This window comes from Qipengyuania vulgaris, from assembly GCF_009827325.1.
Lineage (GTDB): Bacteria > Pseudomonadota > Alphaproteobacteria > Sphingomonadales > Sphingomonadaceae > Qipengyuania > Qipengyuania vulgaris.
Genome location: NZ_WTYC01000018.1, coordinates 1 through 11723, shown reverse-complemented (window position 1 = coordinate 11723; position 11723 = coordinate 1). Strand labels below are relative to the sequence as shown.

Here is an 11723-nt window from a genome sequence, read left to right as displayed (position 1 = left end):
CGTTTAGAGTTTCGGACGCCGTGAGGCGTCGGAAAGTCGACGGTGCCCGAACCCGCGGGCCGCACGCGATGAGCTATGGGGATTTTGATTTCGGGTTTGTCCGGGCGTCTGCTGACGGTGCCGATAAGCGGACGTGCCTGAGAGCAGCCTGTCCGATTTTGTGGAGACACAGCAGCCGTGGGAAGCGCGTCCGTCCGATTTTGGCGATGGGACGACCGCTCTTGGACGGACGATATGCAGACGTCCTTGTCGCCGGAAGCGTGGCTGCGGCGGGGCGCGAGGGTGTCGGGCCGTGCCGGATCACGGCGTGGGCATGCCGGATGGGACGATCGGGTATGGCGGACCGCGCGGCAGGTGGCAGCGCTGGAACGTCTCGATGACGACCATGCGCCCGCCGCAGCAAGGGCATGCCGGACGCGGATCGGGCGGTTCGATGGAGGGCTCGTCCGTCGCCGGCGGTGCGATCGCTAGCAGCTGACGGGCGCGTTCGAGATGGGCTTTGCGGGTGCTGGCGGCGAGCAGGCCGTAGTGGCGGATGCGGTGGAACCCGCGCGGCAGGCAGTGCAGCAGGAAGCGGCGGATGAACTCGTCGGCGCTGAGCGTCATCACTTGCTGACGGTCTGGCGCGGAGCGGCGATAATCCTTGTAGCGGAACGTGACGCCGCTCTCGCCGAACCGGAGGAGACGGCTGTTCGAGATGGCGATCCGGTGGGTGTAGCGCGACAGATAGGCGAGCACTGCCTCGGGACCGGCGAACGGCGGCTTGGCATAGACCACCCAGCGCTTCTTGCGCACTGGCGACAGGTGGCGCAGCAACGCGCGCCGGTCAGCAAGAGGTGCCAGCTGGCTGAAGAAGGCGAGCTTACCGGCATCGTGCAGCGCCAGCAGCCGGGTGAGGAACAGGCGGCGGAAGAGTGCACCCAGCACTCGCACCGGAAGGAGGAAAGCCGGGCGGGAGGATATCCATCTCTCCCCGTCCAGCGCGATGCCGCCTCCCGGCACGATCATGTGGATGTGCGGATGGTGGGTCATGGCCGAACCCCAGGTGTGAAGCACGGCGGTGATGCCGATCCGGGCGCCGAGATGCCTGGGATCGGCGGCGATGGTCAGCATCGTCTCCGAGGCGGTCTTGAACAGCAGGTCGTAGAGGAGCGCCTTGTTGGTGAACGCGATCTCGGCGATCTCGGCGGGCAGCGTGAACACGACATGGAAGTAACCGACCGGCAGCAGGTCGGCCTCGCGCGCGGCGAGCCAGGTCCGTGCGGCGGCGCCCTGGCACTTGGGGCAATGCCGGTTGCGGCAGGAGTTGTAGGCGATCCGCCAGTGCCCGCAGTCGGTGCAGGCCTCGACATGCCCGCCCAGCGCGGCGGTGCGGCAGTGCTCGATCGCCGACATGACCTTGAGCTGCTGCAGGCTCAGATGCCCGGCATGGGTAGCCCGATAAGCTGGCCCGGCGGCACGCAAGACATCGGCGACCTCGAGTGAGGCGCGCACCGGCTCTCAGCCGCTTGGCGCCTTCTTGTCCGGTGCCGCGAGCGCGAGCCGATCGAGCGGGCTGACCACCGCCCGCATCGTCTTGGTCGCCACCTGGGCGTAGAACGCGGTGGTGCCCAGCTTGGCGTGGCCGAGCAGCACCTGGATGACGCGGATATCGACCCCGTCCTCGAGCAGGTGGGTCGCAAAACTGTGCCGCAGGGTGTGCGGTCCGACCCGCCTGGCGATGTCGGCTGCCTCGGCGGCTTCGACGACGACGCGGTGGAGCTGCCGTGTGCTGATCGGCAGCATGGCGCCTCGACCGGGGAAGAGCCAGCCATCGGCGTGGAGCACGCCCTGCTGCCGGCCCGCGCGCCACCAGTCGCGCAGCAGCACGAGCAACCCTTCGGGCAGCATGGCATTGCGATAGCGCCCGCCCTTGCCGCGTTCGATCCTGAGCAGCATGCGCTTGCTGTCGATATCGCGCACCTTGAGCGCCGCGACCTCGCCGACGCGCAGACCCGCGCCATAGGCGACCGACAACGCGGCCTGGTGCTTGAGGCAGGTGGTCGCATCGAGCAGCCGCTTCACCTCGCTCTGCGTCAACACCACCGGGATCTTGCGGGCGTGCGCGGTGCGGACCAGCTTACGGGCAAGCTCGGGACGGTCGAGCGTGTGAGTGAAGAAGAACCGCAGCGCCGACACGATGCTGTTCATGGTCGGCGCCGGGATGCCGGCGTCCCGCTGCTCGATCTGGAACCGCCGGACATCCTCGGCGGTCGCGGTGTGGGGCGAGCGCCCCAGCCAGGTCGCGAACCGCCCGACATCGCGCAGATAGTTGCGCTGCGTCTCCGGGCTGAACCGGCGCAGGGTCATATCTTCGATCAGCCGCTGGCGCAGCGGGCTGACAGGCCCAATCGGAATAATCTCGTTCATCGTTCGACTCCTCGGTTGAAGGAGCCACGATCGTCTGCCTCTCTCGGACCAGACGCTACGCCCGTCGTTCTACATCACCCTCACCACAAGCAACCATCCCGCGAAGCGGGTTCGTGCATCGGCCCCATTTCGGACATTACATTTGATTCCTTGGTTGCCAAAAATCGACGTAAGCTTGCCAAAGCGATCAACTAGATGGTTTCGGAATCGGTTTTCACTTTGACTGCTTCCAGTGCATGAGAGACGCCAAGCTTTGAATAAATTTTCGCTCTGTGAACTTCGACAGTCCGCGCGCTGAGACCGAGCTCGGTGGCGATTTGCTTGGTGCTCGCTCCTTGCGCCAAACAATCCAAGACCTCCACTTCACGATTGCTCAGGCGCTTCAGCCGCTCACGTGCTTTTGCACTCTTTCGATAATTGAGAGCCTTGGCCTTCGTTTTGGCCAGAGCCGCTGCAAGGCGGGCCGGAAGTCGCTTGGGCTCGAGGGGCAGCGGAATATAATCGGAAACGCCGAGATGGAACGCGTCCGAAATCCTGTAAATGTCGGTGTCATCAGTATAACCAATGACTGGATTGTTGATGCCCTCTTGCCGTTGTAGGTTCAGGACGTCTTCTACTGATCGGCCCTCATCGTAGACCATCACGATTGTTTCTTCGCGGCAAAAGTTCTCCAGTTCAGCAGCCTGCTCGAATGGTTCGACATGGCCACCAATGTCCAAAAGTTTGCGAACAACCGACGCACGCCGCTTATAGTCCCCGTCGACGACAGCAAACCTGACTTTATCTATAGTTCCGCTCATCATTGGTCAGACCTTGTAAGAGAGTATTCGCGACAGTTATCAGTCATATAACGCGTCCGGAGCGGAGGCTGAAAAGCGCATCCCGGCCAACTATGAGATGATCCATCAGCCGGATATCCAAGGGGGCAAGCAAATCGCGTAGACGAAGAGTTTGACGGATGTCCGAACTGCTGGGTTCTGCATGGCCGGAAGGGTGATTGTGCAGCAGGGTCAGACCCTTGGCATCGAACGAGAGGCAACGGACCACCAGATGCCTGGCGCTCGTGGAAACATGGTTGGCCTGCCCATGGGCTACCACCTCGCACGCTAGCCTTCTTCCGTATTCGTCGCTGTAAACTGCCACCAGGTGCTCGAGCGAATTGGCCGCAAGTGCATCTACGATGTTGCTTAGCGCCAATCGCGATATGAGCCCCATTCCCTCATGCGTCGGATGTGCAGCATCAGCCCAATCAGTAAGATCGTAGTCTGAAGATAAAACGGAGTGTAGCTCGAAATTGCATAGGCGAGCGGATGGATCGCCGCGGCTAGCTCTCGCCCGAAATGGCTTAGCACCATGACAAGTTGCAGGCCGCCGATCCACAGGGTGTAAACCCGGTTCGCCCGTACAGCCAGTATCGCGAAACATACCATGCTCACAGTATCGATCAGCAAGTGACCCAGATCGATTGTTGTGTAGTCGCTTACGATCCAAATCGACCTCCCGCCCGTAGCGATAAAATGGTAGATTCGGTCGACTGCCTGCATGGCTAACAAAATGGTCGCGGCGTATCTCTCTGGTCCCCCGCCACGCAGGAAACATGCGAGCGCAAGCAGAATGGTCGCTGCTGCGGTAATCGTCCCGCGATAGTACCAAAGGTCGATTTCCATTCTCGCCCCTTGGTTATGCCTTTGCAGACAGTCAATCCGAACGCACTTAAGCTACAGCCTTCTCACGGTCACCGGGCGCCTCGGCCATATGGCGGTCGGGACATTCGCCGTCTTCGGCGGGGAGCGCTTTGACATCCTCGTTTAGCTTGCGCAGGTCGCCATGCATCCGGAAAGTGTCCGAGCTTGCTTTCAGGAGCGATTGCTGGGCAGCGCCCATCCTGATCAGGACCGCTTGTCCGGCAGCGGGCGGCGCGCCTTCAACCGAACGAGCCATGAGCAGGTCGCTGTTCAATGTCGATGCGGCCGTCATGGCAGCCTCGATGGCTGCCTCAAGCTCAATGAGGCTGCGCTGGATGCGCAGACCGGCAATCGAAAGATTGGTCATTCTTGGTCTCCGATAGCTCGACGCGCTCTCGAGGCGCGGGCGCTAAAATCCAGGAGGCCGGATTAGGCGGAGACAAACATTTCGGACAGAGCCAGCATCGCTGCAATCACAATGATCACGGCAACTGGAAGTCCGATCGCGACAGCAAGCATATAGCCAAGCCGAAAGATCGTTCCGCGCTCTCCGTCGAGAGCCCCCGGGACGACGCGATGGTTGCGTTCGACATACCAGCTACCCTTCCAATCGTCGGAGCTTCTGGCGATGTCAGCGAACACAAATTCGGTCCGCTCGTCCTGAGAAGAGCGATCGGGATTTTCGGCGGTGCGGGGTAGATTGAATCTTGGGGATGGGTCAGATTCAAGGGGTCGATTCCTGACTTCCAGCAGAGAATGGATGTGAGCCAGATCACCGAGTGTTTGAACCTCGAAGCGGTGCTTCAGCACTTGGGTATATTGGCCGACGCGAGCGACCGATATGTCCATTTCTGCCGCAATCTCCTTGTAGGATCGGCGCTCGGCAATTTTATCGAACACGAGAGATTGCCGCTCGGTGAGCGACTGTCTGACGTTCTCGAGGGAGACGGTGCCAACGGCCATTTGCTTGCCTATAGGCCATGCCCTCGCAGTTGTTAACTCCCGTCCGATCGGCGACTAGCGGATTTCCATGCTAACATTTATTGCGAATTTGGACGAGATCGTCGGTTTCGGCAGGTGTAAGATAGACGACGTAAGGTCCGCAGCGGGTCTGATTGATTATTCGAACCGCGATGAATAGAGATGACCACGAAGGCGCTCGGTGTTTCCGAACGGCTCGCCGCTCCGGGTGATCCGAGCGCCTTCACCTCGCAGATCGTTGGGCCCCACAACTTTCTCGCGAGCACTCCATTCGGCTATAGCCGTGTCTGCTGAAGTCCCAGATCATCGAGCCGCTTGCTGCTCACGGCTTTCGCCTCAACGACCAGACGAGCGCACTGATCGCTGTCACCAATGCAGCCACCGCAAACATACCCATCGAATCCAACACGAACATCTTTGCCTCCGAATCTTCGAGAGCCTTATGTTCTATAAATGTTCTGCGTAGGAAAATACTTTTTGCCCGAGCTTCGAAGCGCTAGCGTCCTGCTATGGATAGGCACCGGGACGAAACCTCGAGAGACGGCGGCCACTCGCTAGCCTGTATCCCAACCTGCGAAAACTTGTGATGGACATCCCGGTCAACGAATGGGAGCAATGGGCCGTCGCGCACGATTATGTCCAAAAGCATGGCGATGAAGCGCCGATGATCATTGCCATGCGAGCTGACAAGTTACTCGAGCAAGGGGAAGTGCTTGGCGCCCGGACCTTCACCGCCATCATGCGGAAAAGCCAGCAACTGCTTTCCCGCAATGAAGGCAGCGTTCACTAAATTTACCTAGGGCCGCAGCACATGATTTGGAAAGATGCCGACGACCGCTCAGGCGACATTGCGCAGCTGGAGCGTCTTTTGGAATCAGCTCCTGAAAAGCACCAATCGCGCATCAGTAAGCAAATTGCCAACATTCGTTCAGGGCAGTCGGGAGAGCGTCGCGCAGCACATTTTCTGGGCCGAGAGTTCGGAACTAGCCAATCGATCGGAATCGCGCACGACTTGCGTTTGGAGCTGGGTGACGAAGTCGCCCAAATCGATCACCTCGTCATCCACCGTTACCAGGCTACAGCCTGGGTTCTGGAAACCAAGAACTACGCCGGGCGAATAACGTGCGATGAGCATGGCGACTGGACTGTTTGGAACCGAGGTAAGCCGCGAGACATCCCCTCGCCTCTAAATCAGGCACGCAGACAATGTGAACTACTAAGCCGCTGGCTTGAGGCGAACGACATCGCAGCGATCGACAAGATCCAGCCAGTCGTTCTGATCTCTCCCACATCGAGTGTAGACCGTTCGAAATTGCCCGGTGAGGCACACGTGGTGAAATCGGACAATTTTGGTGAGTGGTGGCGCAGGCAGTCGGAAAAACTGGGTACCGGCACTGCCCTGCTTATGATGGGAAAGCACTTTCTCAAGGGGATGTCGGAAGAAGCTTTCGAGGCGCTTGGACAGCGCTTGGCTGCGGCGCACCGTCCTTCCCAATACGATTGGCAGGCGATGTTGGGCTTGCCCTCCAGCCGGGGCAGCACAGAATATCCAGCCGCCGAAAATGGCCAGCTTCAGCCGCAAGTCGCTGATGTCCGTGAACTGACCGGCGATGGGCCTTGGACCTTTCAAACTGCAGCCGGCGAATTGAAAGTGAGCCGGATACCGGACGGCCGTTTTGCGATCCGAAACGATCGCAGCGATGTTATGATCGAAGCGGTCAAAACATCGTGCAAGGGTCGCGGTCAGTGGATGCCGCGGTACCGTAATTGGCTACTCGCCGAATCGGAAATCACTGAAGTAATAAGGGATATCATATCGATGGTCGCTCGATCCTGCCTTGAGCGGCGTGAGAGTTAGGCCCAACCAAGTCCTACTGGTGGTGCTATCCAGCATCATCAGGAGCGACACACATTGGGAGGCAGATCAATTTACCTGCCGACGCATTCTAATGCCGACACCAACCTAGAGAGGGGACCTCTTTAAACTGGACCCTTTGACTAAAGCATGAAATCGCCCATAGTCAGATCGGCGAGGCCATCGACTGCGATGAACAGATCGGCCACGCCGTCGCCATCGGTGTCGCCTTCTACTATCAGGCCGTTCTCGGTTGTAGTGAAGCGCAGTTCGCCTGCCGTGCCGGAGAAGGCTGCATCGCCGATGAAGGCGAAGGCATCGTCACCGCCGCCTGCGATCGCATCGATCTGCGAGAGGTCGATGATGTCGCCCTCGGCTTGGCTGAAGTCGAGGATGGTGTCGGCAATATTTTCGTAGCTGCCCGTATGGCCTGCCTTGAAGAGGAAGGTGTCGGCCCCGCCGCCGCCGGTCATCGTGTCGATGCCCCAGTTGCCGATCAGGATATCGTCGCCGTTACCGCCCAGCAGGGCGTCGTTACCCGCGCCGCCGTTGATCGTATCATTGCCGTCACCGCCATCGAGGGTGTCGTCGCCATTGTGGCCTTGCAGGAGGTCGTTGCCGCCATCGCCCGAGATGGTGTCGTCGCCCGCCTCGCCGAACAGCAGGTCGCGGTCGGCGCCGCCGGAGATAATGTCGTCGCCACTGCCGCCATAGATGCGGTCGAAGCCGGAATTGCCCGAGAGCGTGTCGATGCCATCCTTGCCGAGCAGCATGTCCCCGCCATTGCCGCCGATAAGCGTGTCGTTGCCATCATCGCCGCGCAGCGTGTCCCAGCCGGCCTGGCCTTCGATCACGTCGTCGCCATCCTGACCAAGCAGCAGGTCGTTGCCGAAGCCGCCGAAGATGGTGTCCGAACCGGCATCGCCGAAGATCTGGTTGTCGCCATCGCTCCCGGTCAGCGTATCGCCGAATGCAGAACCGGTCAGATACTCGATCGACACCAGCGTGTCCCAGCCGGAACCAAGCGTGTTCTGGGCGCCTTCCAGCGCAATACTGACCGTAACGCCGGACCACGCGGAAAGATAGGACGCTCGGTCGCTGCCGTTGCCGCCATCGAGCAGGTCATTGCCCGCACCGCCGTCGAGGGTGTCCCAGCCGGCTCCGCCGTGAAGCGCGTCACGGCCACCACCGCCGTCCAGCGTGTCGTCGCCCCCGGCACCCTCCAGCATATCGTTGCCCGCAAGACCCGATAGCGTATTCCTTCCGCCATCACCTGCAAGGGTATCAGCGAAATCGCTTCCAGTTACATTTTCTATCGAAATGAGGGTGTCAGAACCATTCCCTGTATTCTGCGCTACCGCGCCCAACGCGAGCGATAAACTTATCGCGTTAGAGGAGCTTGCGAAAGAAGCAGTATCTACACCCCTTCCCCCGTCGAGCCTGTCGTCGCCGTAGCCTCCATCTAGGATATCGTCGCCTTCGCCACCGGTAAGGTTGTCCCAGCCCGCACCACCGAAGAGCGCGTCGGCACCTTGGCCGCCATCTAACGTATCGTTACCTCCGCCGCCATCCAACGTATCAGCACCAAGTCGGCCGAAAACATAGTCTGCCCCTCCGTTTCCGTATAGGAAGTCCTTATCGTCTCCTCCGACGAGACGATCACCTGCCGCAGAACCTTTCAGGACACCTCCAAGGCCGTCTGACCTGTTCCAGTCGAACGCGGCCAAGTTGATCTCACCATCGATCAGGAGCACTAGTTCGCCCGTATCGGCCGTAATGGTGATCTCGGTATAGGTCCTGTAAAATACTGATGCCCCACCGAAATTGGCGAGTTGCCGCTCACCTGTGATTGCAAATTCCTGAACCGCGAGCGCGGTCAAATCGATGACGTAGTCGCCCTGATACTCACCAGAATTATCTGTTTGCAGTACATCGGCGCCATAGACGGTCGACTCTTGGACACTGTTGTAAACCACGCGATTGAAGCCGCGCTGCAGTTCGAACCAATCCGCACCAAAGCCGCCGATAAGCATATTACTGCCAGTTTCGCCGGTCAGGACATTGTTACCGGCATTTCCTATCAGCGTATTGTCCAAGTCATTGCCGCGGATAGAAATATTGCTGCTTCCAAGAAGCACACCGCGCTCAACATAATTGGGAAGGATGAAGCCGACCGAGGAGCGGACCTCGTCAATTCCGCCGCCATCAGTTTCTACGACAAGATCCCCGTAATCACTAATGTAGTAGACATCGTTACCTGCGCCGCCGAACATATGATCGATGCCTGCGCCGCCATCGAGCGTGTCGTTCCCTGCAGCCCCGAAAAGCGCGTCGTCACCGGCCACCCCCCGAAGCGTAGTATCGCCTCCCAGTGAGAAGAGATTGTCACTTCCGTAGCTCCCCTCGAGTCGCGAAGCGGGCGCGGAGGAGACGATGTCTGATGCGACAACGGATCCGGAGACGGAAACATCCAAGACTCCGCTAGAGGTCTGCGCACGCAGGATGGTCGAATTTCCTGACTGCGTAAGCGTGAAACTCTCAGCATTCAGCGCACTGATATCAATCCGATCGATCCCGCTTTCGAAATCGGCGATGGTATCGCGGGATACACCGGTAGAATCGCTTGCAGAGCGGTATACGAAGACATCACTACCTGCTCCCCCATAGAGTGTGTCAGCCCCTCCATTCCCGACGAGTACGTCGTTACCGATCTGACCGTACAAATAGTCGCGCGCGTGACCCCCGGATAAGAAGTCATTCCCCTCGCCCCCCAGGACATTGCCGATTACCCGTCCACTTCCCTGCCCGTCATACCGATCGGCACCGGAGCCCATTTGGACGTTGCCAACGATCAATCCGGCATTTCTGAGAAGATCCGTATTGGGTCCCAGAAGGAAATCGCCCCTCCAATATGCATCCGAAGCGTTCGTGATGACATTGACGCCGCTGACGAGTTCCAATGCCCCCTCGATATGACCCGAATTCATGACCTCAATCGAGGCTTCGTATCTCCCACCCAGGAAAATGGCACGATCGGCGACGATCGTGCCGTTGTTCTCAAAGGTCATCTGATTGTAGATATTGGTGCTGTTGGCGAAGAAATAGAAGCCAACCGATTCAATCGCGCTCGCATTCGAGATGACATGAACGGTTCCATCGTTCACCACATCATTGATGGCCCCCGAGCGAAAGCCAATGATGCCGAGTGGATCCGATGTGCTGCCAGTGTAGGCCGACCCGCCTTCTACATAAATGAAGCCGGTGTTCTCGAATGATCCGCCTTCCGCGTGTCTCCAGACGCCATAGGCATCGAAATTGGAAACCGCTTCGATGAGGCCGGTGTTGACGAGAATTCCGTCCCCGCCAATGGCACGGCCGTCGGGCATGGAGGGGTCGGCCGGCGCACGGTGGAGCGCAGACAGTACGCCGTGATTATAACCATAGCCGATGATCGGGAGGATATCGCCGATCTCGTTTTCATCGCTTGTCGCCGTTATGCGCCCGAAATTGGTCACCTGTCCAACGGGCGCCGCCAAGGCATAGGCCTGAAGCATCCGGCCATTGCTGGTAAAGGAGATTGACCCGTAATTCGTGAAATCGACGACATCTGCGCTGAAGTAGGCGCGGTCAGAGTAACCTTGCGGGCTTTCGAACCTCACGAATGTATCACGCCCGATCACCGTATCTGTGTAGATCGGAACTATGCCGCCGTATTCGGTCCAGGTTTGGCCGGGCTCATCCACGCCTCCAATGGCGATTTCCACGTCCATCGTGTAGGTTTGCCCGCCGAGACGGTAGGTTACTACGAACCGGTCGAGTGACGTCTCGCCGCTTGAGAGCAAGTCCGTGTCGGTATCGGTATTGTCGAGAATATACTCGAACGTGCCGTTCTCGCCGACTACCAGCGTTCCGAATGTGCCTTCGAACTGGGTCCCGACATTGCCCGTCTGTTGACCAGCGAAGGCGACCCCCAGGACAGTCATTCCCGCGCGGCTTCCGCTGGCCAGGTTTCCGCTCACGCTGGAAGTAGGCGCGTGGTTACTCTCGCTGACCGAGCCGATCCTGATTGTCATGTGAATTGCCCTTGTGACCCCGATTCCGGCCTAGCACGTTGGCTCTTCCGGAAACCCTCAATAGAATTAGGTTTCCCTAATTACTTCCCCTGAGTCAATGAATTGTCTCTAATATTGGATTGACCCCGAGAGGATTTGACCGGACCGATAGGCCGGTTTTTAGAACCGGCCTCAAGCAGCCGGAGGCGGTAGCCCTGCAAGCACGCTTCACAGTGATCTCTATCGCTCCCGCGATGGCTGAAATCTCGATGAAACCAATTCCGAGCAACCAGAAATCGGTATTTATGCCGGGGCTGAACGCGATGCTGGTAAGCGGGGGATACATGAACCACCCGCCATCGGGCGCGAGACCGACGAACAGGGAGAGAAAGAACATCGTCCCGCCAACGAAATAGGCCCAGAAGGCAAAGGCCGAAAGGCGAGGGAATGGTAGGTCACGCGCGGCCAGCATCTGGGGCAGCAGCATGATTCCTATCGCTTCTACCATCGGCACAGCGAACAGGAACATCATCACCGTTCCGTGCATCGTAAAAAACTGGTTGTAGGTGTCGACGCCGAGAAAATCCTGCATCGGAGCAGCGAGCTGCACGCGCATGCCGAGAGCGAGGACGCCCGCTGCAAGGAAGAAACCAAAAGCAGTGACGACATACCAGAAGCCGACGTAATTGTTGTTTACCGCGGTCAGCCGGGCCCAACCCTTCGGTGCCTTCCATATTTCGG

The 11723-nt window shown here is 59.0% G+C and carries 12 protein-coding genes; 3 read left to right on the top strand and 9 right to left on the bottom strand.

Annotation, left to right across the window (positions count from 1 at the left end; all coding sequences use genetic code 11):
• Positions 1-300: 300 nt before the first annotated feature.
• From GRI69_RS15645 to GRI69_RS15620, 7 genes are all read right to left on the bottom strand, one after another.
• On the bottom strand, positions 301-1494 hold the full coding sequence (locus tag GRI69_RS15645; RefSeq protein WP_160726970.1) for an IS91 family transposase: 1194 nt from the start codon (positions 1492-1494) through the stop codon (positions 301-303).
• A 6-nt stretch (positions 1495-1500) separates the two neighbouring features.
• On the bottom strand, positions 1501-2409 hold the full coding sequence (locus tag GRI69_RS15640) for a tyrosine-type recombinase/integrase (RefSeq protein ID WP_160726971.1): 909 nt from the start codon (positions 2407-2409) through the stop codon (positions 1501-1503).
• A 191-nt stretch (positions 2410-2600) separates the two neighbouring features.
• Complete coding sequence (locus GRI69_RS15635) at positions 2601-3212, bottom strand: response regulator transcription factor (protein ID WP_160729089.1); 612 nt, start codon at positions 3210-3212, stop codon at positions 2601-2603.
• Positions 3213-3252: 40 nt separating this feature from the next.
• Positions 3253-3624, bottom strand: a complete 372-nt coding sequence (locus tag GRI69_RS16455) for a JAB domain-containing protein (protein ID WP_419957077.1) — start codon at positions 3622-3624, stop codon at positions 3253-3255.
• Positions 3597-4076 carry a hypothetical protein gene (locus GRI69_RS15955; protein WP_202392065.1) on the bottom strand — a complete coding sequence of 160 codons (480 nt, stop codon included), beginning with the start codon at positions 4074-4076 and terminating at the stop codon, positions 3597-3599. The genes GRI69_RS16455 and GRI69_RS15955 overlap by 28 nt, the downstream gene beginning before the upstream one ends.
• 46 nt (positions 4077-4122) lie before the next feature.
• Complete coding sequence (locus tag GRI69_RS15625) at positions 4123-4461, bottom strand: hypothetical protein (protein ID WP_160729087.1); 339 nt, start codon at positions 4459-4461, stop codon at positions 4123-4125.
• A 62-nt stretch (positions 4462-4523) separates the two neighbouring features.
• Positions 4524-5057 (bottom strand): LuxR C-terminal-related transcriptional regulator, encoded by a 534-nt coding sequence (locus tag GRI69_RS15620; RefSeq protein WP_160729086.1) that lies wholly within the window; start codon positions 5055-5057, stop codon positions 4524-4526.
• Between the two features lie 180 nt (positions 5058-5237).
• Between GRI69_RS15620 and GRI69_RS16325 the strand changes: the two genes are divergently transcribed.
• The 3 genes from GRI69_RS16325 (at position 5238) to GRI69_RS15610 (ending at position 6933) form a co-directional block, all read left to right on the top strand.
• Complete coding sequence (locus GRI69_RS16325; protein ID WP_272916486.1) at positions 5238-5369, top strand: hypothetical protein; 132 nt, start codon at positions 5238-5240, stop codon at positions 5367-5369.
• A 292-nt stretch (positions 5370-5661) separates the two neighbouring features.
• Positions 5662-5865 carry a DUF6961 family protein gene (locus GRI69_RS15615; RefSeq protein WP_160729085.1) on the top strand — a complete coding sequence of 68 codons (204 nt, stop codon included), beginning with the start codon at positions 5662-5664 and terminating at the stop codon, positions 5863-5865.
• Positions 5866-5886: 21 nt separating this feature from the next.
• Positions 5887-6933 (top strand): nuclease-related domain-containing protein, encoded by a 1047-nt coding sequence (locus GRI69_RS15610; protein ID WP_160729084.1) that lies wholly within the window; start codon positions 5887-5889, stop codon positions 6931-6933.
• Positions 6934-7073: 140 nt separating this feature from the next.
• Here GRI69_RS15610 and GRI69_RS16220 read toward each other — a convergent pair whose 3' ends face one another.
• Together GRI69_RS16220 and GRI69_RS15600 are read right to left on the bottom strand one after the other, a co-directional pair.
• Complete coding sequence (locus tag GRI69_RS16220; protein WP_160729083.1) at positions 7074-11003, bottom strand: M10 family metallopeptidase C-terminal domain-containing protein; 3930 nt, start codon at positions 11001-11003, stop codon at positions 7074-7076.
• A 94-nt stretch (positions 11004-11097) separates the two neighbouring features.
• Positions 11098-11723 (bottom strand): cbb3-type cytochrome c oxidase subunit I (locus GRI69_RS15600; protein WP_237453165.1); only part of this gene is annotated, 626 nt, incomplete at its 5' end.